This window comes from Streptomyces sp. NPDC039462, from assembly GCF_055639375.1.
In genome coordinates this window covers 833,815-854,643 of sequence record NZ_JBVKAO010000002.1, presented here as the reverse complement: position 1 = coordinate 854,643, position 20,829 = coordinate 833,815, and the positions used below count along the sequence as shown (strand labels likewise).

The 20,829-nt window shown below is 69.3% G+C and carries 21 protein-coding genes; 14 read left to right on the top strand and 7 right to left on the bottom strand.

Annotated features, from left to right (window positions below; translation table 11 throughout):
* The first annotated feature begins 41 nt into the window (after window positions 1-41).
* The 7 genes from ACZ7LU_RS14380 to ACZ7LU_RS14350 all read left to right on the top strand — a co-directional run bounded on the left by ACZ7LU_RS14380 (window position 42) and on the right by ACZ7LU_RS14350 (window position 4,522).
* Entirely contained in the window at window positions 42-932 is an 891-nt protein-coding gene (locus tag ACZ7LU_RS14380; RefSeq protein ID WP_398300699.1) for a DUF5936 domain-containing protein, read from the top strand.
* Between the two features lie 264 nt (window positions 933-1,196).
* Complete coding sequence (locus ACZ7LU_RS14375; protein ID WP_468311569.1) at window positions 1,197-1,400, top strand: hypothetical protein; 204 nt, start codon at window positions 1,197-1,199, stop codon at window positions 1,398-1,400.
* Complete coding sequence (locus ACZ7LU_RS14370) at window positions 1,397-1,999, top strand: pilus assembly protein TadG-related protein (RefSeq protein ID WP_468311567.1); 603 nt, start codon at window positions 1,397-1,399, stop codon at window positions 1,997-1,999. The genes ACZ7LU_RS14375 and ACZ7LU_RS14370 overlap by 4 nt, the downstream gene beginning before the upstream one ends.
* A gap of 32 nt (window positions 2,000-2,031) precedes the next feature.
* A complete protein-coding gene (locus ACZ7LU_RS14365) occupies window positions 2,032-2,625 on the top strand; it encodes a hypothetical protein (protein ID WP_471916824.1) in 594 nt (197 codons plus the stop codon).
* Window positions 2,626-2,629: 4 nt separating this feature from the next.
* The gene (locus ACZ7LU_RS14360) at window positions 2,630-3,274 is read left to right on the top strand and encodes an OmpA family protein (RefSeq protein WP_471916823.1); all 645 of its coding nucleotides are present in this window, start codon (window positions 2,630-2,632) and stop codon (window positions 3,272-3,274) included.
* A 27-nt stretch (window positions 3,275-3,301) separates the two neighbouring features.
* The gene (locus ACZ7LU_RS14355; RefSeq protein WP_471916822.1) at window positions 3,302-4,102 is read left to right on the top strand and encodes a class I SAM-dependent methyltransferase; all 801 of its coding nucleotides are present in this window, start codon (window positions 3,302-3,304) and stop codon (window positions 4,100-4,102) included.
* 48 nt (window positions 4,103-4,150) lie between these two features.
* The gene (locus tag ACZ7LU_RS14350) at window positions 4,151-4,522 is read left to right on the top strand and encodes a winged helix-turn-helix transcriptional regulator (protein ID WP_468556788.1); all 372 of its coding nucleotides are present in this window, start codon (window positions 4,151-4,153) and stop codon (window positions 4,520-4,522) included.
* Window positions 4,523-4,743: 221 nt separating this feature from the next.
* Here ACZ7LU_RS14350 and ACZ7LU_RS14345 read toward each other — a convergent pair whose 3' ends face one another.
* Window positions 4,744-5,121: a DUF192 domain-containing protein gene (locus ACZ7LU_RS14345; protein WP_471917076.1), complete on the bottom strand. Its 378-nt coding sequence runs from the start codon at window positions 5,119-5,121 to the stop codon at window positions 4,744-4,746.
* A gap of 348 nt (window positions 5,122-5,469) precedes the next feature.
* Here ACZ7LU_RS14345 and ACZ7LU_RS14340 point away from each other — a divergent pair, with 348 nt between their 5' ends.
* A complete protein-coding gene (locus ACZ7LU_RS14340; protein WP_471916821.1) occupies window positions 5,470-6,012 on the top strand; it encodes a hypothetical protein in 543 nt (180 codons plus the stop codon).
* Window positions 6,013-6,118: 106 nt separating this feature from the next.
* On the opposite strand, the gene mgrA is transcribed toward ACZ7LU_RS14340, so the two are convergent.
* Window positions 6,119-7,156 (bottom strand): L-glyceraldehyde 3-phosphate reductase, encoded by a 1,038-nt coding sequence (gene mgrA, locus ACZ7LU_RS14335; protein ID WP_398300713.1) that lies wholly within the window; start codon window positions 7,154-7,156, stop codon window positions 6,119-6,121.
* Window positions 7,157-7,284: 128 nt separating this feature from the next.
* Here mgrA and ACZ7LU_RS14330 point away from each other — a divergent pair, with 128 nt between their 5' ends.
* From ACZ7LU_RS14330 to ACZ7LU_RS14315, 4 genes are all read left to right on the top strand, one after another.
* Window positions 7,285-8,046 carry an isoprenyl transferase gene (locus ACZ7LU_RS14330; RefSeq protein WP_398300714.1) on the top strand — a complete coding sequence of 254 codons (762 nt, stop codon included), beginning with the start codon at window positions 7,285-7,287 and terminating at the stop codon, window positions 8,044-8,046.
* A 306-nt stretch (window positions 8,047-8,352) separates the two neighbouring features.
* Complete coding sequence (locus ACZ7LU_RS14325) at window positions 8,353-9,675, top strand: PhoH family protein (RefSeq protein ID WP_398300716.1); 1,323 nt, start codon at window positions 8,353-8,355, stop codon at window positions 9,673-9,675.
* A 389-nt stretch (window positions 9,676-10,064) separates the two neighbouring features.
* Complete coding sequence (locus ACZ7LU_RS14320) at window positions 10,065-10,793, top strand: aggregation-promoting factor C-terminal-like domain-containing protein (RefSeq protein ID WP_468087594.1); 729 nt, start codon at window positions 10,065-10,067, stop codon at window positions 10,791-10,793.
* Window positions 10,794-10,931: 138 nt separating this feature from the next.
* Complete coding sequence (locus ACZ7LU_RS14315) at window positions 10,932-12,254, top strand: AI-2E family transporter (RefSeq protein WP_398300720.1); 1,323 nt, start codon at window positions 10,932-10,934, stop codon at window positions 12,252-12,254.
* A gap of 60 nt (window positions 12,255-12,314) precedes the next feature.
* On the opposite strand, the gene ACZ7LU_RS14310 is transcribed toward ACZ7LU_RS14315, so the two are convergent.
* Window positions 12,315-12,845 (bottom strand): alkyl hydroperoxide reductase, encoded by a 531-nt coding sequence (locus ACZ7LU_RS14310; RefSeq protein ID WP_030562721.1) that lies wholly within the window; start codon window positions 12,843-12,845, stop codon window positions 12,315-12,317.
* Window positions 12,846-12,860: 15 nt separating this feature from the next.
* The gene (locus ACZ7LU_RS14305) at window positions 12,861-13,415 is read right to left on the bottom strand and encodes a peroxiredoxin (RefSeq protein WP_468087589.1); all 555 of its coding nucleotides are present in this window, start codon (window positions 13,413-13,415) and stop codon (window positions 12,861-12,863) included.
* A gap of 132 nt (window positions 13,416-13,547) precedes the next feature.
* On the opposite strand from ACZ7LU_RS14305, the gene ACZ7LU_RS14300 reads away from it, so the two are divergent.
* Complete coding sequence (locus tag ACZ7LU_RS14300; protein ID WP_471916820.1) at window positions 13,548-14,501, top strand: LysR substrate-binding domain-containing protein; 954 nt, start codon at window positions 13,548-13,550, stop codon at window positions 14,499-14,501.
* Between the two features lie 251 nt (window positions 14,502-14,752).
* On the opposite strand, the gene ACZ7LU_RS14295 is transcribed toward ACZ7LU_RS14300, so the two are convergent.
* The 3 genes from ACZ7LU_RS14295 to ACZ7LU_RS14285 are packed head-to-tail and all read right to left on the bottom strand — an operon-like array spanning window position 14,753 to window position 18,305.
* Entirely contained in the window at window positions 14,753-17,098 is a 2,346-nt protein-coding gene (locus ACZ7LU_RS14295) for an FtsX-like permease family protein (protein ID WP_471916819.1), read from the bottom strand.
* Entirely contained in the window at window positions 17,095-17,781 is a 687-nt protein-coding gene (locus ACZ7LU_RS14290; protein ID WP_471916818.1) for an ABC transporter ATP-binding protein, read from the bottom strand. Before ACZ7LU_RS14290 ends, ACZ7LU_RS14295 begins: the two co-directional genes overlap by 4 nt.
* A complete protein-coding gene (locus tag ACZ7LU_RS14285; protein WP_268773229.1) occupies window positions 17,778-18,305 on the bottom strand; it encodes a PadR family transcriptional regulator in 528 nt (175 codons plus the stop codon). Before ACZ7LU_RS14285 ends, ACZ7LU_RS14290 begins: the two co-directional genes overlap by 4 nt.
* A 238-nt stretch (window positions 18,306-18,543) precedes the next feature.
* On the opposite strand from ACZ7LU_RS14285, the gene ACZ7LU_RS14280 reads away from it, so the two are divergent.
* Complete coding sequence (locus ACZ7LU_RS14280; protein WP_468087583.1) at window positions 18,544-20,808, top strand: transglycosylase domain-containing protein; 2,265 nt, start codon at window positions 18,544-18,546, stop codon at window positions 20,806-20,808.
* Window positions 20,809-20,829 lie beyond the last annotated feature (21 nt).

The following is a 20,829-nucleotide window of genomic DNA, read 5'->3' as shown; positions in this document are numbered from 1 at the left end:
AGACCCCTGGGAGAGATCCCGGGTCCAGGAGGGGAGTTACGTTGCTGGGCTTGCTGCTAGCGGCCGCGATGGGCCTCGCCGTGGCCGGCGTCTGCCAGGGCATCCGCATGTACCGCGCGGACGCGAAGCTGCCCTCCGACCTGGCCGTGGCCCTGGAGGTCGGCGCGACCCGCGTCTCGGCGGCGGGCTCGGCGGTGGACCGCCTGGGGATGCGCTTCGCCCCCCTGGTCCTGCGCGCCATGGGCCCGAAACGGGTCGACGCCAAGCGCCGCAGGATCGACATGGCGGGCAACCCGGGCGGCCTGACGATCGACCGTTACGCCGCGCGGCGGGCGGTCTACGGCGTCTTCGGCCTCGTCCTCGGCCTGGTCTTCTTCGTGAACGGCTCCCCGCTCTTCGGCCTGCTCACCCTCGCCTTCGGGGCGGTCGCGGCGGACGCGCTGATCTGGCAGGCGATCCGCGAACGCCGCGAAGTCATCGACCGCACCCTGCCCGACTTCCTCGACGTCCTCGCGGTCGTCGTCTCGGCGGGCCTCGGCTTCCGCCAGGCCCTCGACCGGGTGGCGGAGCGGTACGAGGGGCCGTGGGCGGACGAACTGCGCATCACGCTCCGCCAGATGGACATGGGCGTGAGCCGCCGCCAGGCCTTCGACGAACTGCGCCGCCGCAACGCGTCCGAGCAGGTGGCCCAGTTCGTCTCCGCCCTCCAGCAGGGCGAGGAACTGGGCTCCCCGATCGCGGACACGCTGATCCAGATCGCGACGGACATGCGCCGCACGGACGCGCAGAACTCCCGCCGCAGGGCGGCGAAGACGATCCCCAAGGCGACGATGGTGACGCTGGTCTTCATGCTCCCGGCCACGATGATCCTCATCGCCTCGGGAATGTTCCTCGGCTCGGGTTCCGACTTCGGTTCGATTTTGGGGCGTTGAGACGAATGTTCGCGAAAGCTCTTCGCGGCTGCAACTCGATGTGGGACAGTCAGTTCTGAGTTCACGGTTCGCGGGAGGGGACTTCGTGCATGGTGATCTCACCGAGGGGGAAGAGAACCCGCCAACTTGCGGGCCCGGCACCCCGGATTTCGCATGCGTTGCGCAGAGTTGCTGACGATGTACGCCGTGTGGCGTACGTTGCCTCTGACCACAAAGGGCGCCGTATCGGGTGGGAGAGAAGGGGCCGTCGTGCTGAAGGAACGCGTGCTCAGTGTCTGGATCTACTGGACGGTTTCCGTGGCTTCCCGGGTTCGGGGGAGGGAGCGGGATGCGGGGGCGGGGTTTGTGGAGTATGCGGGGTTGATGATTCTTATTGCGGGGATCTATACGTTGATCGACCAGCTGGGGCTGGACGGCAAGATCTCGCAGGCGATCGGCAACGCGGTCAACGATGTCATCGGCGCCTGAGGCAGTGGCGCGGTGACCGTGGGCAAACGCTGCCCATCTACATCTGGCTGACAGGGATCCTGCTCTTTGTCGCGCTGGCCTTCTTCGCCTTCGCGCAGGCAGCTTCGGCTCGAAACGGAGCTCAGTCGGCGGCCGACGCAGCGGCATTGGCTGCGTCGCAGGAGGCAAGGGACGAACTCCTCGATGGATTAGGGCTGTCCATTGGCGAGGGGGACGAGTGGGTCGATTGGCTGGCCGGGGACAAATTCACCGGTGATGGTGCTCGTGATGCGGCCGACATGTTGGCTGCCGAGAACGACGCCATTGTCATCGGTTTCGGGGCGGCCGAAGTCAACGGCTACCCCGGCTTTCGGGTAGAGATCGAGACCACGTACACCGTCGGGGATTCGATCATCCCGGGCACAGAGTCCAAACATGCCAAAGCCGAGGCTACGGCCGTCATCGAGCCGCGCTGTGACGTCACTCCGTCGGCCGATCCGGGAAAGGCCGTGGAATTCGACTGCGACGGTGGCGAGTCCTTTGAGATCGATCCGGACGACTTCGAACTGGACGATCTCCCGGATGCATCCGTTCTGTTCTCTGTCCACTTGGCCGACTGACCGGCGTACGACCAATGAAGGAGGCCGTAGCCATGAGCACTCGTCGAACCATGGTGGCCCGCAGGGTAACGACCGTTGTGGCGATCACGACCGGGCTGGTCCTGACGGTCGCCGGTTGTGGCGGTGGTGGGGGGGACGACAAGTCGGACGAGAAATCCACTCCCACGTCCACCGAGAAGGACAAGGACGGCGGTGAGAAGGACACCTCGGCGCCGCCCGAGGCGGAGAAAGCGTTGGCCGAGGTGAAGAGCAACGGCATCACGCTCACCGTCATCTCTGCCTCGCGCGACGAGGGTGGGTTCCTGACTGTCAGCGGCAAGGTGACCAACGGTACGTCGGGTATCTGGGTCGGCAGCGAGTGGCGCAGTGACGAAAACGAGCTGAAGAAGAACGGCGGGTCCTTGGCGGGGGCGAGCGTCATCGACCAGCAGGGCAAGAAGAAGTACCTGGTACTCAGGGACACGACTGGCCGGTGCCTGTGCACAAAGTTCGAAGGCGGCATCAACCAGAACCAGTCGGTGGACTGGTACGCCCAGTTCCCGGCCCCGCCGGAAGGAACCTCCAAGGTGGAGTTCCAGGTGCCGACCATGCCGCCCGCCCCCGTAGAGATCTCCGAGGGCGAGTGAACCCATGGCCCGAAAACCAGTCGCTCACACCGCAACGGCGGCCGCTTTCACCACACTCATCTTCCTCGTCGGCTCTGGCACCGCCCTCGCCGACGACGACCCCCCCACCCCCCCAGGCACCACCACCACCTCCCCACCCCCCGAAGTCGACTCCAACAGTCCGGGGCTGAAGCTTGCCGATGGGGCCACCCTCGCGCCTGCCAAGGTGCTGGACATCAAGTCGGTCGTCGAGGACCTCGGCGGCGAGGAGCGGCGTGAGGACACCAACACCGACGTGAAGTTCGCGCTGCAGGCGGAGGTCCTTTTCCCGAAGGACAGCGCGAAGCTGAACCCGGACGCGAACGCCCGGATCAAGGCCATCGCGGAGGAGGCCGAGGCCCAGAAGGCCACAGACGTACGCGTGTTCGGTTTCACGGATAACCTCGGGTCCTACGGCCACGGCAAGAAGCTCTCCCGGGAGCGCGCGGAGGCCGTCCACGACAAGCTGTCGAGCTACCTCGGCCCCGAGGTCACCTACTCCGTGCGCGGCTACAGCGAGGACTACCCCATCGCGGACAACGGCTCCGAGGAAGGCCGCAAGAAGAACCGCCGCGTGGAGGTCTCGTTCCCGCGCGGCGCGACAGGGACGGGGACCGAAACCACCGGCTGAGCCGTCCGCTGCGGCAGTATTGACCCCATGACCAGCAACAACAGCCAGGCCCCCCGCTCCTTCGACGACCTCGTGGCCGAAGCCGAGGCCGCGCCCACCGAAGGGTGGGACTTCTCCTGGTTCGAGGGAAGGGCCACCGAGGCGCGCCCCTCGTGGCGGTACGCCGAGGCGATGGCGCGACGGCTCGCGGAGGCCACGGCGAGCCTCGACATCCAGACCGGCGGCGGCGAGGTGCTGGCCTCCGCCGCCACCCTGCCGCCCCTCGCCGTCGCCACGGAGGGCTGGCCCGCGAACGTCGCCAAGGCCACCGCGCTGCTCCACCCCCGGGGCGTGGCGGTCGTCGCGTCGGCGGAGGACGACCCGCTGCCTTTCGCGGACGGCGCCTTCGACCTCGTCACCAGCCGCCACCCGGTCAAGGCCCACTTCGACGAGATCGCCCGCGTGCTGCGCCCCGGCGGCACGTACTTCGCCCAGCACGTCGGGCCCGCCAGCGTCTTCGAGCTCGTCGAGTACTTCCTCGGGCCGCAGCCGCCGGAGGTCAGGAACGGCCGGCACCCCGACCTGGAGCGCGCCGAGGCCGAGGCGGCGGGCCTGGAGGTCGTCGACCTGCGGGCGGAGCGGCTGCGGATGGAGTTCCACGACATCGGCGCGGTCGTCCACTTCCTGCGCAAGGTGGTGTGGATGGTCCCCGGCTTCACCGTGGCGGAGTACCGCCCGCGGCTGCGCGAGCTGCACGACCGCATCCAGGCGGACGGCCCCTTCGTGGCCCACAGCACACGGCACCTCTTCGACCTCCGCAAGCCGGTACTGTCGACCGTCGAACGGTAAGTAGCGGTACGTATCGGTAAGTCAGTAGGCGGAGCAGAGGAGTTGGCCGTGCCGAAGGACAGTAAGCCGTACGCCTGCGGGCTCGACGCCGCGGTGGACGTCGTCGGCGGCAAGTGGAAGCCCATGATCCTGTGGGCGCTGCACTCGGGCAGGACGCTGCGCTTCGGCGAGCTCCGGCGGCACATCGACGGTGTCAGCGAGAAGATGCTGATCCAGCAGCTGCGCGAGCTGGAGTCCGACGGCATCGTGCACCGCGAGGTCTACCGCGAGGTGCCGCCGAAGGTCGAGTACTCGCTGACCGAACTCGGCGAGTCCCTCAACGCGGCGCTGCTTCCCCTGGGGTTGTGGGGCGACGAGCACATGCAGCAGGTGATCGCCAACAAGGCCGGCGCCGGCGACGCGGCGAACAGTGCGGCGTAGCCCTGCAATTCGGGCAGAAGTGTACAAATACCCTCAGAGCGCCCTCTTGTTGCAAGTCGCGTCATACGCACCGCAAAAGAAGCCGCGATTCCGCATCGTTATCAACACTGGCTCGATCCGCCCCTGAACGTCGCGTAAGTTCAGACCAAGGCTAATTCGCGTGAGCAAACCCGCGCGGGCGGTGCCGCGCGGTGGAGGGGGCCGCGCGGCACCGCGAGCCGTCACCCGCCGCCGTGTCCCGCGCCGCGCACGACGATCCGTGCACCCCGGCGCACGCCCCACCGGGCCATCGCCCCGGCCTCCGCCTCGATCACGTGCCGGGCCCGCGGCCGCGGCAGTCCGATCCGGCCCGGCCGCATCGTCCGTACGGACAGCACGCGCCACTCACGGTCGAGATACGCCACATCAATGGCGAACCGCATCCCCAGGGTGTGCACCCCGCTCGCCGGCGTCAGCAGGAGCGCCCCCGTCACGCCCGCGCGCCCGAGAAGCCCCCGCCGCCGCGCCCGCGCCGAGTCCGCGATCTCCAGCGGGATCTCCGGGGAGCTCCGCGCCGGAGGCTCCGGCGGGACCTCCGGCGGGGGAGCCGAGACCGTCATCGTCGCCATGCCCGCGAAATTAGCGGTCCTGTGGTCCGGGGCGTCAAGCGCGTGAACCGCGCGGGGTCCCTCTTGGGGAGTACCGCCATGCCCGGCCGAAATACGCCTACGAACCCGGGATTCCGCCGGTAGAACGGGATCGCGCAGTCGTCGGCCGGTCTCGGAGAGTAGTTGTGTGCCGCCGATGCACCCAGCAGCACTTACGAAGGGTTATGGTGGAAACCCCCCCTCGGGCCGGTCCGTCTCCCCCCCACGGACCGGCCCGTTTTTTTGTGCCACGGCGCGGGCGGCCGGACGCCGGGGCGGACAGGGCACGTAGAAGATCGACATCCCGTTATGGTCAGGGACATGTCGAACCAATTCCCCCCACCGCCCGCCTCCCAGCCCCACCCCGGACCCAACCCCCAGTCCGGGCTGCCCACCTACAACGGCCCGGCCCAGGACCCCGCCCACGCGTACGGCCCCGGATACGCCACCGGTTACGGTCCTGGATACGGCTACGGACCGGGATACGGGCCCGGCCCGATGGCCCCGCAGGGCATGCCGGGTGTCGTCCGCGCCGCGCAGATCGTCATCTGGGTGCTCGGCGGACTCACCATCCTCGGCAGCATCCTCCTGATAGCCATATCCAACCCGGAGACGGCGGGCGCCGCCCTCGGCGTGAACGTCTGCCTCCTGGTCGCGTTCGGCATGGCCTTCCGCTTCGGCACCGCGGGCAGCGGCATCCGCACCACGTGCATCGTCCTGATGAGCGTCCAGATCCTGTTCGGCATCGGCGGCGCGGCGGCCGGCAACCCGGGCGGCCTCATCCCGCTCCTCGGCTCGATCGCCACGGTCATCCTGCTCTCCCAGAGCGCCGCGGGCGCATGGTTCAACCGCCCGCGCGCCTGACCGCGCCCCCTGTGCGCCGCACAGCAAACACGCGCCGCGCCGGACAGCAAAGAGCCCCGGGCCGGGACGACCCCGGCCCGGGGCTCCGCCACATCCACCCGACGGATCAGCCCCGGCCGGCCCAGATGTTCGTGCCGGGCGTCGACACCGCGAACGTGTCGATCGCGGTCAGTTCGGCGTCCGTCAGCTTCGGGCCCGCGAGCGCCGCCACGTTCTCCTCCAGCTGCTTGACGCTGGAGGCGCCGATCAGCGCGGACGTCATGCGCTCGTCCCGCAGCACCCAGTTGAGGGCGAGCTGGGCGAGGGACTGGCCGCGGCCCGCCGCGATGTCGTTCAGGCCGTTGAGGCGGCGTACGACCTCGTCGCTCAGGAGCTCCGGGTCGAGGGACTTGCCCTGCGTCGCGCGCGAACCCTCCGGGATGCCCTTCAGGTACTTGTTCGTGAGCAGGCCCTGCGCGAGCGGCACGAAGGAGATGCAGCCCATCCCGGCCGCCTCCAGCGTGTCGAGGAGACCGTCCTCCTCGGTCCAGCGGTTGATCATCGAGTACGACGGCTGGTGGATGAGCGCGGGGACGCCCATCTCCCGCAGCAGGCGCGCCGCTTCGGCGGTCTGCTCGCTGTTGTACGAGGAGACGCCCACGTAGAGCGCCTTGCCCTGCTGGACCGCCGACGCGAGGGCGCCCATCGTCTCTTCCAGCGGCGTGTCCGGGTCGAAGCGGTGCGAGTAGAAGATGTCGACGTAGTCGAGACCCATCCGCGCGAGCGACGCGTCCAGCGACGACAGCAGGTACTTGCGGCTGCCCCACTCGCCGTACGGACCGGGGTGCATGAGGTAGCCGGCCTTGGTCGAGATGACCAGCTCGTCGCGGTACGGGGCGAAGTCCTGCGCGAAGATCTTGCCGAAGTTGAGCTCCGCGGACCCGGGCGGCGGACCGTAGTTGTTCGCCAGGTCGAAGTGGGTGACGCCCAGGTCGAAGGCGCGGCGCAAGATCGCGCGCTGCGTATCGAGGGCCTTGTCGTCGCCGAAGTTGTGCCAGAGGCCGAGCGAGACGGCGGGCAGCTTCAGACCGCTGCGGCCCGTGCGCCGGTACTCCATCGAGTCGTAGCGGTCCGGTGCCGCGCGATACGTAGACGTGTCGTTCATGGGCACGAAACTACTTCAGCGGCCCGCGCCCCGACTGTGGAGGGACGCTCGAGCGGCGGTAGGGTGTCGCCCTCGGGGTTGCTCTGGGCGCGCCCCTTGAGACCGCCATCTGCTGGAGGCTGACACACGTGAACCTGCGCGACCTGGTGTACGGACTTTACGCACGCCGGGTGGAAGGCCGCCTCGACCACGACCAGGTGCCCAAGCACATCGGGGTCATCCTCGACGGCAACCGCCGCTGGGCGAAGGCTGCGGGCGGGACCACCGCACAGGGCCACCAGGCGGGCGCACACAAGATCGAGGAGTTCCTCGGCTGGTGCGCCGAGACGGACGTCGAGGTCGTCACGCTGTGGATGCTCTCGACGGACAACTTCGACCGGCCCGACGACGAGCTGAAGCCGCTCCTCGGCATCATCGAGGCCACCGTCCGCTCGCTCGTCGCGGACGGCCGCTGGCGTGTGCACCACGTCGGCGCGCTCGACCTGCTGCCGGCCCACACCCAGATGGTCATGAAGGAAGCCGAAGAGGCGACCCACCACAACAAGGGGATACTGGTCAACGTCGCCGTCGGCTACGGCGGCCGCCAGGAGATCGCCGACGCCGTCCGCTCGCTGCTCCTGGAGCACGCGGCCAACGGCGCGAGCCTGGAGGAGGCCGCGGAGAGCGTCGACATCGACCAGATCTCCAAGCACCTCTACACCAGCGGCCAGCCGGACCCCGACCTGGTGATCCGTACGAGCGGCGAACAGCGCCTCTCCGGATTCATGCTCTGGCAGTCCGCCCACTCCGAGTACTACTTCTGCGAAGTCTTCTGGCCGGCCTTCCGCAAGGTCGACTTCCTGCGTGCGCTGCGTGACTACGCCGCCCGCCACCGCCGTTACGGCGGCTGACCCCCTCCACCCCTGAGGTCGGGGTAACCGGGAGTTAACCAACGCGTCGTCATATGCCCTGGCATGGCTGCGCTTGTTCGAGGGAATAAGCCTTCCAGGTCGACGTCCGTGCAGTATCCGAAAGGGACGTCGTATCTCAGCGGACGGCATCGGGCCGTCCGCCCGGGAGGCCCTTTGCACCAGGACGACCGTGTGCGCGACACGGGCGACGTGGAGGGCCGGCGCTCGGCCCACGCATCGTGGCCCGTGCCCGGTCCAGAACCCTCCCGTCGCTCCCCGACCTCATCCGAGGGGGTACGTCCTTCCGTGGTGACCAGCACAAAGCGCCGCATGCCCGACAGGCGCACCTATGTTCTCGACACCAGCGTCCTGCTGGCCGACCCGAACGCCCTGATCCGCTTCGACGAGCACGAAGTCGTGCTGCCCGTCGTCGTGGTGACGGAGCTGGAGGCCAAGCGGCACCATCCGGAGCTCGGCTACTTCGCCCGGCAGGCGCTGCGCCTGCTGGACGACTTCCGCATCCGGCACGGCCGCCTGGACGCCCCGATCCCGATCGGGGACCTGGGCGGCTCGCTGCGCGTCGAGCTCAACCACTCCGATCCCGGCGTGCTCCCGGCCGGCTACCGGTTGGGGGACAACGACTCACGGATTCTCGCCGTAGCACGCAACCTCCAGGCGGAGGGGTACGACGTCACCGTCGTCTCCAAGGACCTCCCGCTCAGGATCAAGGCCTCGTCGGTGGGGCTGCTCGCCGAGGAGTACCGCGCCGAGCTCGCCATCACGGACTCCGGCTGGACCGGCATGTCCGAACTGACCCTCTCCGGAGAGCAGGTGGACCTCCTCTTCGAGGAGGACCAGCTGTACGTCCCCGAGGCGGCCGACCTGCCCGTGCACACGGGCCTCACCATCCAGTCGGAGAAGGGCAAGGCCCTCGGCCGCGTCACGGCCGAGGGCAATGTCCGGCTCGTCCGCGGCGACCGTGAGGCGTTCGGCATCAAGGGCAGGAGCGCCGAGCAGCGGGTCGCGCTCGATCTGCTCCTCGACCCGGCCGTCGGGATCGTCTCGATGGGCGGCCGCGCGGGCACCGGCAAGTCGGCGCTCGCGCTCTGCGCGGGCCTGGAGGCCGTCCTGGAGCGCAGGCAGCATCAGAAGGTGATGGTCTTCCGGCCGTTGTACGCGGTGGGCGGTCAGGAGCTCGGCTATCTGCCCGGCACCGAGGCCGAGAAGATGGGCCCGTGGGCGCAGGCCGTCTTCGACACGCTCGGCTCGGTGGCGGGCAAGGAGGTCATCGAGGAGGTCACGGCGCGCGGGATGCTGGAAGTGCTGCCGCTCACCCACATCCGCGGCCGGTCGCTGCACGACGCGTTCGTGATCGTGGACGAGGCCCAGTCCCTGGAGCGGAACGTCCTGTTGACCGTTCTGTCCCGGATCGGGGCGAACTCCCGTGTCGTACTGACCCACGACGTGGCCCAGCGCGACAACCTCCGCGTGGGGCGGTACGACGGAGTGGTCGCCGTCGTCGAGAAACTGAAGGGCCATCCGCTCTTCGCGCACGTCACGCTCACACGCTCGGAGCGCTCGCAGATCGCGGCGCTGGTGACCGAAATGCTGGAGGACGGCCACATCTGACGCGGAATGCACGGTGATTGGCGCCGTCCGGCGAAGCGAGCGAGCCTAGCCGGGCGGCGTCGTCGCGTGTGCCTGTTTCCGTAAAACTCCTGGGGCAAACGGGGTGTGAGCTTTCCCACGCAACGGAGAATTGCCTCGCGGTGTCCGGCTGGGGCAGAGTCTGGGTCCTGTCAGGCCCCGCATGCGACACACGTGTACCCCCAGCGGTACGAAACAACAGAACTTCATAGTGACCGTCGCATGCCGCCCGAGCACCACGCGGCGCTCCCCGCACGGGAGTTGTCCACCGGGTCCGTGCCTCCCGTGACCGATCGCAAGCGGAGGCCAGCGCCAGGGGCACGATTGCGTCCGCGAGGTCACCTATGCGGGCGATGCTGGAAGGAAACCGTGTGAGCCGGATTTCGGTCCGGGGATTCGCCGTGGCTTCTGCCACCGCGGTCACCACCGTCGGCGCTGTCGTGGGTGTCGCCTCGGGCGACACCCAGCCCTCGAACACGAACGACATCGAGGCAGCGGCAAGCGACGCGACGCTCCTCGCAGACATACCCGCGGGTCAGCAGGCCCAGGTCCAGACCGCGTCCCTGACGCAGCAGGCCGACGCGCAGGCCATGGCCGCCGACACCGCCGCGAAGAAGACCGCCGCGGAGGAGGCCCGCAAGCAGGCCGCCGCCTCGGCGATCGAGAAGCAGAAGGCCGCGGAGAAGGCCGAGAAGGCGGAGGCCGCCCAGAAGGCCGCCGACAAGAAGGAGCGTGAGGAGAAGGCCGAGTCCAAGGCCAGCCGCTCCTCCGCCCGCGACGCCTCCAGCTTCGCGCCCCAGAGCTCTTACACGGTCGCTCAGGTCCAGGCGATGGCACGGCAGATGGTCCCCGGTGACCAGTTCCAGTGCTTCAGCAACATCGTCAACCACGAGTCCACGTGGAACTACAAGGCGCAGAACGCCTCCTCGGGTGCCTACGGCCTCGTCCAGGCGCTGCCCGGTTCCAAGATGGCCTCGGCGGGCGCCGACTGGCAGACGAACCCGGCCACGCAGATCAAGTGGGGCCTGAACTACATGAACGACCGCTACGGAAGCCCGTGCGGCGCCTGGAGCTTCTGGCAGGCGAACAACTGGTACTAGGCCCGCAGCCGCGGCCGTACCGCGCTCAACCCCGGGAGACCCCTCACCGTCCTACGGTGGGGGGTTTCTCCCGTGTACGGTCGGTGCGGACAACTCCAGGGGGGAGTGGTGGGGAAAGACGGGGGAAGAGGACGGATCATGTCGCGAGTGCCAGGATGGTTCGACCGGCTCGGAGCCGGACTGAGCGGGGTGGGCGAGCGGTTGAACGAGCGGCGCGAGAAGCACGCCGACCGCGACGCCGACCCGGAGACCGACGAGCCGGGTGACGTCATCACCGGCGAGCACGAACACGTGCCCCCGCCGCCCGACTACGCGCCGGCCGTGTCGGCCAGACCCGACCCCGCGGCGGCCGTGCCGTGGGGGATGCGGGTCGCCGCCGAGGCCGGCTGGCGCCTCCTCGTCCTCGCGGGCACGCTCTGGGTCCTGATGAAGGTCATCAGCGCGGTGCAGCTGGTGGTGCTCGCCTTCGTGGCGGCCCTGCTGATCACCGCGCTCCTTCAGCCCACCGTGGCCCGGCTCAGGAACCTCGGTCTGCCGCGCGGTCTCGCGACCGCCGTCACCGCGATCCTCGGCTTCGTCATCATGGGCCTGGTCGGCTGGTTCGTGGTCTGGCAGGTCATGGAGAACGCCGACGAACTGTCGCGGCAGGTCCAGGACGGCATCGAGGACCTGCGCAAGTGGCTGCTGAACAGCCCCTTCCACGTGACCGAGGACCAGATCAACGACATCGCCAAGAGCCTGCGCGACGCGGTCGGCGCCAACACGGAGGAGCTCACCTCCGCGGGCCTCGAAGGCGTCACGGTCATCGTCGAGACGCTGACCGGCATCCTGCTCGCGATGTTCTCGACGCTCTTCCTGCTCTACGACGGCAAGCGCATCTGGCAGTGGTTCCTGAAGCTGGTGCCCGCCCAGGCGCGGCCCGGCATCGCCGGGGCGGGACCGCGGGCCTGGCGCACGCTCACCGCCTATGTGCGCGGCACGGTGATAGTGGCCATGATCGACGCCATCTTCATCGGCCTCGGCATCTACTTCCTCGGGGTGCCGATGGCGGTGCCGCTCGCCGTCATCATCTTCCTGGCCTCGTTCGTGCCGCTGGTCGGCGCCGTGGTCTCCGGCGCCCTCGCGGTGGTCGTCGCGCTGGTCACGCAGGGCGTCTTCACGGCCGTGATGGCGCTGGCGGTGGTCCTCGCCGTGCAGCAGATCGAGGGACACATCCTGCAGCCGTTCATCCTCGGCCGCGCGGTGCGGGTCCATCCGCTTGCGGTGATCCTCTCGGTCGCCGCGGGCGGCATGGTCGCCGGGATCGGCGGGGCGGTCGTGGCGGTGCCGCTGGTGGCCGTCACGAACACGGTCGTCGGCTACCTGCGGGCGTACTCGCGCGAGGCGGCCCTCAAGCAGGCGCCGCAGCCGCGCGGGGCCACCGCCGTGGACGCCGCCCCTGCGGAGCCGCCGCAGCAGTGAGCCGTACATACAAAAGCGGGGCCCAGAACCAGTGGTTCTGGGCCCCGCTTTTGTATGGGGTTACGCGAGGTGCGCCTCGGAGTCCAGCGTGACGCCCACGGCCTGGATGACCGCAGCGATCTTGAAGGCCTCCTGGATCGTCTCGCGGTCGACACCGGCCTTGCGCAGGACCTGCTCGTGCGAGTCCAGGCACTGGCCGCAGCCGTTGATCGCGGAGACCGCGAGGGACCACAGCTCGAAGTCGACCTTCTCGACACCCGGGTTGCCGATGACGTTCATCCGCAGGCCGGCGCGCATCGTCCCGTACTCCGGGTCGGAGAGCAGGTGACGCGTGCGGTAGAAGACGTTGTTCATCGCCATGACGGCGGCGGCCGACTTGGCGGCGGTGTACGCCTCGGGGGAGAGGTTCGCCTTCGCCTCGGGCTCCAGCTCACGCAGCACCTTCGGGGAGCGGGACGCGATGGCGCAGGCCAGCACGGTGCCCCACAGCTGCTGCTGCGGCAGGTCCGAGTTGCCGATGACCGAGCCGAGGTTCAGCTTCAGGTCCTTGGCGTAGTCCGGAACGGCGGACTTCAGTTCGTCGAGTGCCATGTCAGAGGCTCCTGTTCACTCGCCCGAGAGGAGCGCGACCGGGTCGAGGGTCTCGTCGCCCTTGGTCCAGTTGCAGGGGCAGAGCTCGTCGGTCTGCAGGGCGTCGAGGACCCGGAGGACCTCCTTGGGGTTACGGCCCACGGAACCGGCGGTCACCATCGTGAACTGGATCTCGTTGTTCTGGTCGACGATGAAGACGGCGCGCTGCGCGAAGCCGTCCTCGCCCTCGATGCCGAGGTCACGCATGAGCTCGTGCTTCGAGTCGGCCAGCATCGGGAAGGGCAGGTCCGTCAGGTCCGGGTGGTCCTTGCGCCAGGCGTGGTGCACGAACTCGGAGTCGCCGGAGAAGCCGAGGATCTGGGCGTCACGGTCGGCGAACTCGTCGTTCAGCTTGCCGAACGCGGCGATCTCCGTCGGGCACACGAAGGTGAAGTCCTTGGGCCACGCGAAGACGATCTTCCACTTGCCTTCGTAGGTCTTGTGGTTGATCTGCTCGAACTCCTTGCCCTGCTCCAGCGAGACACAGGCAGTCAGGTCGAACTCGGGGAACTTGTCACCGACAGTGAGCACACGTACTCCTTGCGCGAAGAGAGTCCCTTTTGAGGACTTTCCTGTGGGGTTGGACTGATGTCGATGGTGGCACAGGGTGCATTGATTAGGGAAATAGCTAGAGTGGGTCATGTTGATCGGAGGTGGCTATCAGTGCGTGCCATAAATAAGGGCAAGCAACCCAGTGGCAGACAGCCCAGCCTGGCGCAGCTCCGCGCCTTCGCCGCCGTGGCCGAGCACCTGCACTTCAGGGATGCCGCCGCGGCGATCGGAATGAGCCAGCCCGCGCTCTCCGGGGCCGTGGCCGCGCTGGAGGAGGCACTGGGTGTCCAGCTCCTGGAGCGGACCACGCGCAAGGTGCTCCTCTCACCCGCCGGCGAGCGGCTCTCGCTGCGGGTCAAGGCCGTCCTCGGCGAGGTCGAGGCGCTCATGGAGGAGGCCGACGCCGTCAAGGCGCCGTTCACGGGGGCGCTGCGGCTCGGGGTGATCCCGACGGTGGCGCCGTATCTGCTGCCGACCGTGATCGGCCTGGTCCACGAGAAGTATCCGGACCTGGACCTCCAGGTCCACGAGGAGCAGACCTCCTCGCTCATCGAGGGGCTCACCGCCGGGCGGCTCGACCTGCTGCTGCTCGCGGTGCCGCTCGGGGTGCCCGGCGTCACCGAACTCCCCCTCTTCGACGAGGACTTCGTCCTCGTCACGCCCCTCGACCACTGGCTCGGCGGCCGTGAGGGCATTCCTCGCGAGGCGCTCAAGGAGCTGAACCTGCTGCTTCTGGACGAGGGTCACTGTCTGCGTGACCAGGCCCTCGACATCTGCCGGGAGGCGGGGCGCGCCGACGCGCCCGTCACGACGACCGCGGCGGGGCTCTCCACGCTCGTCCAACTGGTCGCGGGGGGCCTCGGGGTGACGCTGTTGCCGCGGACGGCTGTACGAGTGGAGACGAGCCGCAGCAATCAGCTGCTCACCGGGTACTTCGCGGATCCCGCGCCTACGCGGCGGATCGCCCTCGCGATGCGGAGCGGGGCGGCGCGGGGCGCGGAGTACGAGGAGTTGGCTCGGGCTCTGAAGGAGGCGGTGCGGCCGTTGCCGGTGCGGGTGGTGTGACCCGCACCGGCGTTCCGCCTGCCGCGGGGTGGCCTTCGTCTGCGGGTCGGTGGGGGCTGGTCGCGCAGTTCCCCGCGCCCCTGGGGGCCCGCCCCGGCTCGACTTCGTCTGCGGGCCCGGTGGGGGTTGTTCGCGCAGTTCCCCGCGCCCCTGACAGTGGGTCCTCCGGGTGGGGTTTTTCTGCGGGCCCGGAGGGGGCTTGTCGCGCAGTTCCCCGCGCCCCTGGAAGGGCCCCTCCGGGCCCCCAGGGGCTACTCCGTGCGTAGGCCGTCCGGGCGCATCATGCGGCGGAGTGGGGGGAGGCTCAGCAAGGTCACTGCTGCGACCATTGCCGCGCCCGCGGCCGTCAGGGGGACGAACGACCACCAGTCGGTGACGCTCTTGCCGATCATGCGGGTCATGACCACGCCGAGGCCGAGGCCGCCGGCGATGGCCAGGGCCAGGCCAAGGGCCACCGGGATCGCCGTCTGCCACAGCAGGGACCACGCCATCGACGAGCGGCGCGTGCCGAACGCGGTGAGGGCGGCCAGCAGGCGCTTGCGCTCGCGGAGTTGCTCGATCATCGACACCAGCATCGAGGCGGCGATGAGCGCCATCGTGACGCTCGCGCCGATCTGCAGCCCCCGCGCGATCGACGCGTACTGCTTGTCGCGGTCGACCGCCTTCAGCGAGTCGACGCCCAGGAACGGGCTGATGCGGGCCGCCGCGTTGCGTACGCGCTCGTCGGCGTCCGGCACCTTCGGGTCGAGCTTGACCCAGGACGCCGTCGACGCGTCGTCCAGCATCTTGATGTCCACCGCGCCGGGCGTCGCGAAGATGCCGTCGAACTTCGTGCCGGACGGGTTGCGCAGGGCCTGAACCGTGGGCGAGTCCTTCGGCAGCGTCCACAGGACCGGCTTCGCCCCCTTGTTGAAGTCCGGGTCCGGCCCGACGTTGACCGGCTTGCCGGGGCGCGCCGTCTTGTCCAGCCAGGCGTTCTGCTCCCGGCTGCCCGTGTGGGAGACGAACGTGTCGCCGTCCTTGCAGGAGCCGATCTCCGCGAGCTCCCGCAGGGTCGCGCAGGTGCCGATGGTCAGCTCCGTGGTCGGCGTCATGCCGTCGATCTTCTTGCCGCCGGGCCGCGTGACGTACGCCTGCACGGTGCCGATGACCTTGGTGACGCCCTCGGTCCTGGCGAAGTCGTCGATCATCTGCTGGGCGAGGGGCCCGCTGCCGGTCATGCTGTGGACCGTGAGCTCGGCACGCGTGGGGTCCTGCCCCGTGAGCTGGTTGAAGTCGTCGTGCATGGACGCGAACATCATCTGCAGCGCCACCGCGCCGGCCACCGCGACGGTGATCCCGCTGACCGCGCGGGACGCCGTGCCCGACGTCAACTGGAGCCTGCGGACGGCGAGCTGCCAGGGTACGGGACCACCGCGCAGCCGTCCCACCGCCGCTTCGAGGAGCCAAGGCAGCAGCGCGCTGAGCCCGATCAGGGCGAGCGCCGAACCCACCGCGATCGCCGTCACGTTGACGGCGTCGTTGCCCATGTCGGCGTCGATGCGGCCGGAGAGGAGGAGGATGGCGATGCCGGCGGCCGGCAGGACCACCCGCCACCACAGGCGGCGCTTGCGCTGCTTGCCGCCCCTGACCACGCCGAGCGGCTCGATGGCGACCGACCGCAGCGAGATCAGCGTCACCACGACCGCGGACACCGGCACCGCCACCGCGACCAGCGCCACCAGGCCGGGCGTGGGCACCATGTCGGACGGATACGCGCTGACGTTCGTCAGGTCGACCACGCCCACCAGCTCCCGCAGGAGCAGGAAGAGCACGGCCCCGGCCGCGAGCCCGAGCAGCGCCCCGAACAGCGCCTCGCCCGCGGCGATCCTGCGCACCGAGCGGGCGCTCGCGCCGACGAGCCGCAGCGCGGCGAGGCGCCGGTCGCGCCGGTCGCCGCCGAACCGGACCGCGGTGCCGATGAAGATGGCCACGGGGGTGAGCAGGACGACGCAGATCAGCACGACGAGCGCCATCAGGAACGGGTCGAGGGGCAGCGAGTCGTCCTGCCCGAAGCGGGCGACGCGATGGGCGCCGTGCGCGGAGGTGAGCGGGTCGGCGCCCACGTAGTAGTAGAGCTCAAGCGGTGACACGAGCCCCGCCTCGCCGATCGTCCCGGCCTGGCGGTACTTGCCGAAACGCTCCCTGAGCAGCGTGTTCGCCGGGTCGTCGAGCAGGTCGCGCAGCGCGGGCGAGACGACCATCTCGCCGGGGGCGGGCATCTTGTCGAGCCCCGGCGGCAGCACCGGGTGGTCGCCGTCGGCCTTGAGGAACCTGCCGGTCGCGGTGCGTCCGTGGAACTCGGTGCCGGTGTCGCGCACCATGATCGTCGTGTCGTCGGCCTTCGGCGGCTTGCCGTCCACCGAGGAGTACGGCGTGCGGGCGACCGACCGGTCGTCGCGGTTCTGCAGCATGTTCGGCACCGAGGCCGCACCGAGCAGCAGGGCGACGCCGAGGCCGACGCCGACGGCGGTCAGGATCGTACGGATCCAGCCCTCGCGGCCACCGCCCGCCGCGAACCGTATGCCCATGCCGAGATCGCGCGCCCAGGCATTCATACGATCCGCTCCATGTCGCGGGAGCGGCCGTCGCGCACGATGATCTCGCGGTCGGAGTAGGCGGCGACGCGGGTCTCGTGGGTGACGAGGACGACGGCCGCGTTGGTGGAGCGGGCCGCGTCGGTCAGGAGCTCCATGACGCGCTCGCCGTTGAGCGAGTCGAGAGCGCCGGTCGGCTCGTCGGCGAAGATCACGCGCGGACCGGTGGCGAGGGCGCGGGCCACGGCGACGCGCTGGCCCTGGCCGCCGGAGACCTCGCCGGGCCGCTTGGCGGCGACGTCGTCGACCTCCAGGCGCTCCATCCACGTGCGGGCGGTGGCCTCGGCGTCCTTGCGCCTGGCGCCGTTCAGCCGCAGCGGCAGCGCGACGTTCTCGACGCAGGTGAGCTCGGGGACGAGCTGGCCGAACTGGAAGACGAAGCCGAACTCGCTGCGGCGCAGCGCGCTCAGCTCCGTGTCCGACAGGCCGGTCAGGGAGCGGCCGTTGTACGTGATGGAGCCCTCGTCGGGACGGACGATCCCGGCGAGGCAGTGCAGCAGGGTCGACTTTCCGGAGCCGGAGGGACCCATGACGGCGACGACCTCGCCGGGGTGGATGGAGAAGCCCGCGCCGTCGAGCGCGGTGGTCGGGCCGTACGCCTTGCGGAGTCCGTGGGCCGCGAGAAGGGAACCTGCGGGGGTCATGCGGAGCGCACCTCCTGGGCGAGCTTGCCGAGACGTGCGGCGGTCAGTTCGAGCCACCGCAGATCGGCTTCGAGGTGGAACAGCGCGTGGTCGCAGATGAGCTGGTCGGCGAGGTCGCCCTTGCGCTTGCGGTCGGTGAGGATGCGCATCAGGCGCAGGTGTTCGGCGCGCTGGACGTCGAGGAGTTCGGCGGCGTCGCGGTCGGTGAGGAGCGCGAGGACGACCTTGGTGTAGAGGGTCGACTGGAGGTAGGGCTCCGGCTTCTCCGGGGTGGCGAGCCACCGCTGGACGTCGGTGATGCCGGCTTCGGTGATCGCGTACCGCTTGCGCTCGGGGCCGCCGCCCGCCTCTATCCCGTCGACCTCGACGAGACCGTTCTTCAGCAGCCGGGACATGGTCGAGTAGACCTGCCCGTAGTGCAGGGGCTTGTCGTGCCCGAACTTCTCGTCGAAGGCGCGTTTGAGGTCGTAGCCGTGCCGGGGGCCGGACTCCAGGAGTCCCAGAAGGGTGTGACCAATGGACATGACGAGCACTGTACACGGTGTGTATACGTGCGGTGTATACGCCCTGTGTAGAGATCGTTTGTGCGAGGAGTGGGCAACCATCCGGGGCCCGCGAACGTCGGTTCCTAAGGGGCAGGTGCTCATTGTCACGTCCGCAAAAGACCGGATCGGCAGGAGTTTGTCCCAGGGTGCGGTGTTAGCTTCATGAGCTGACTCGACGTACGCATGTTGACTAGACGGAAGCGGAGCACTCTCAGTCATGGGCCGAGCCGAAGAACGACAAGCGCGGCAGCGCGGTGCCCGCAGGGCAGCGCGCGGGCGCCCGTCCGGCGGGGGCAAGCCCAAGCGCACCGGCATACGCCGCTTCTTCACCTGGAAGAAGATCCTGGGGACGATCTTCGGGTTCATCCTGCTCGGCATGGGCGCCTTCGTCGTGCTCTACCTGGTGATCGACATCCCCGAGGGCAATGCCGCGGCGAAGAGGCAGAGCAACGTCTACAAGTACAGCGACGGGACGATCCTGGCGCGGGACGGCAAGGTCAACCGCGAGATCGTCGACCTCGACAAGGTGCCCGAGGGTGTCCAGAAGACCTTCGTCGCCGCCGAGAACAAGTCCTTCTACAAGGACCAGGGCGTCGACTTCAAGGGCACGGCGCGCGGCGTCCTCAACACGCTGACCGGCAAGGGCAAGCAGGGTGGCTCGACGATCACCCAGCAGTACGTGAAGAACTACTACCTCACGCAGGACCAGACGGTCAGCCGCAAGCTGAAGGAACTGGTCATCTCGCTGAAGGTGGACCGCGAGAAGAGCAAGGACGACATCCTCGCGGGCTACATCAACACCAGCTACTACGGCCGCGACGCCTACGGCATCCAGGCCGCCGCCCAGGCCTACTACGGCGTCGACGCCAAGAAGCTGAACGTCGCCCAGGGCGCCTACCTCGCCGCCCTGCTCCAGGCCCCCAGCCAGTACGACTGGCAGGCCGCGAGCCCGACCGGCAAGAAGCTCGTCAAGGCCCGCTGGAACTACGTCCTCGACAACATGGTCGAGGAGGGCTGGCTGGACTCCGGCAAGCGCGAGGCGATGAAGTTCCCCGTGCCGGACGACCCCAAGGCCCCGCCCGGCCGTGAGGGCCAGATCGGCTACCTCGTGGAGGAGGCCAAGCGGGAGGTCCTGCGCAACAGCAACCTCAGCGAGGCCGAGTTCGCGGCCGGCGGTTACACGATCACGCTGAACATCGACCCCAAGAAGCAGAAGCAGCTCCAGAAGGCCGTCGACGAGAAGCTGAACGACCGGCTCGACCGCAAGAACAACAAGGCGGACGCACGGGTCCAGGCGGGCGCCGCGTCCGTCGACCCCAAGACGGGCAAGGTCCTCGCCATGTACGGCGGCGTGGACTACGTGAAGCACTACACGAACAACGCCACCCGCCGCGACTACCAGTCCGCCTCCACCTTCAAGCCGCTGATCCTCGCCGCGGCCCTGGAGAACGGCTCCAGGACGCAGGAGGGGCTGCCGATCACCGCGAGCACCGTCTACGACGGCACCAGCAAGCGGCCGGTCAAGGGCGGCGACGTCGCGTTCGCCCCGCCCAACGAGGACGGTGTCAGCTATGGACCCGTCACCGTCCAGAAGGCGATGAACAAGTCCGTCAACTCCGTCTTCGCGCAGATGGGCGTGGACGTGGGCATGCCGAAGGTCATGGAGACGGCCGGCAAGCTCGGCATGGACGTCAAGGGACTGCCCGCCGTGCCCGCCCAGACCCTCGGCTCCATGGGCGCGAGCCCGCTGGAGATGGCGGGCGTGTACGCGACGCTCGACAACCACGGCAAGAAGGTCACCCCGGCCCTGGTCGGCTCCGTCGAGCACAAGGACCGCGCGGTCGACCTGCCGGACCCGATCGGCGACCAGGTCGTCCAGCGCGGCACCGCCGACTCGGTCACCTCGGTCCTGACCGGCGTGGTCGACGACGGCACCGGCAGCGAGGTCCGCAACCCCTCGCAGGACGTCGCGGGCAAGACCGGTACCTCCGACGACAACAAGTCGGCCTGGTTCACCGGCTACACGCCGAAGCTGGTCACTTCCGTGGGCCTCTTCGGCGAGGGAGCGGCCGGCACCAAGGAAGCGGGCAACCAGGTGTCGATGAAGGGTGCGGGCGGCCGTGCCCGCGTCGACGGCGGCAGCTTCCCGGCCCAGATCTGGGCGGCGTACACCTTCGACGCGATGGGCTCGCCGAGCTCGTTCGACCTCGACACGAACATGGGCGCCGCCATCGCGCCGGTCCCGGACCCGTCGTCGCAGGCCCCGAAGGACCCGTCGAGCACGCCGTCGAAGCCGGAGGACGAGGACGAGCCGTCCAAGAAGCCGTCGAAGTCGCCGTCCCCGACGAAGTCGTCGTCCACGCCGACCCCGACGCCGACGCCGACTCCGACCAGGACGACTCCGACGCCGAGCGCCGACCCGGACCCGACGGACAGCGACGGGCCCCCGGACCCGGAGGACGGCCGACCGGGCAGGGACTGATCCGCATGCGAGAGGCGCCCC

Bases quoted from the DNA above. Each gene is read 5' to 3' on its own strand.
- ACZ7LU_RS14365 (WP_471916824.1), top strand. From the start codon at position 2,032: ATGAGCACTCGTCGAACCATGGTGGCCCGCAGGGTAACGACCGTTGTG.
- ACZ7LU_RS14360 (WP_471916823.1), top strand. From the start codon at position 2,630: ATGGCCCGAAAACCAGTCGCTCACACCGCAACGGCGGCCGCTTTCACC.
- ACZ7LU_RS14355 (WP_471916822.1), top strand. From the start codon at position 3,302: ATGACCAGCAACAACAGCCAGGCCCCCCGCTCCTTCGACGACCTCGTG.
- ACZ7LU_RS14345 (WP_471917076.1), bottom strand. From the start codon at position 5,121: ATGACGGTCTCGGCTCCCCCGCCGGAGGTCCCGCCGGAGCCTCCGGCG.
- ACZ7LU_RS14340 (WP_471916821.1), top strand. From the start codon at position 5,470: ATGTCGAACCAATTCCCCCCACCGCCCGCCTCCCAGCCCCACCCCGGA.
- mgrA (WP_398300713.1), bottom strand. From the start codon at position 7,156: ATGAACGACACGTCTACGTATCGCGCGGCACCGGACCGCTACGACTCG.
- ACZ7LU_RS14315 (WP_398300720.1), top strand. From the start codon at position 10,932: ATGTCGCGAGTGCCAGGATGGTTCGACCGGCTCGGAGCCGGACTGAGC.
- ACZ7LU_RS14310 (WP_030562721.1), bottom strand. From the start codon at position 12,845: ATGGCACTCGACGAACTGAAGTCCGCCGTTCCGGACTACGCCAAGGAC.
- ACZ7LU_RS14295 (WP_471916819.1), bottom strand. From the start codon at position 17,098: ATGAATGCCTGGGCGCGCGATCTCGGCATGGGCATACGGTTCGCGGCG.
- ACZ7LU_RS14290 (WP_471916818.1), bottom strand. From the start codon at position 17,781: ATGACCCCCGCAGGTTCCCTTCTCGCGGCCCACGGACTCCGCAAGGCG.
- ACZ7LU_RS14285 (WP_268773229.1), bottom strand. From the start codon at position 18,305: ATGTCCATTGGTCACACCCTTCTGGGACTCCTGGAGTCCGGCCCCCGG.
- ACZ7LU_RS14280 (WP_468087583.1), top strand. From the start codon at position 18,544: ATGGGCCGAGCCGAAGAACGACAAGCGCGGCAGCGCGGTGCCCGCAGG.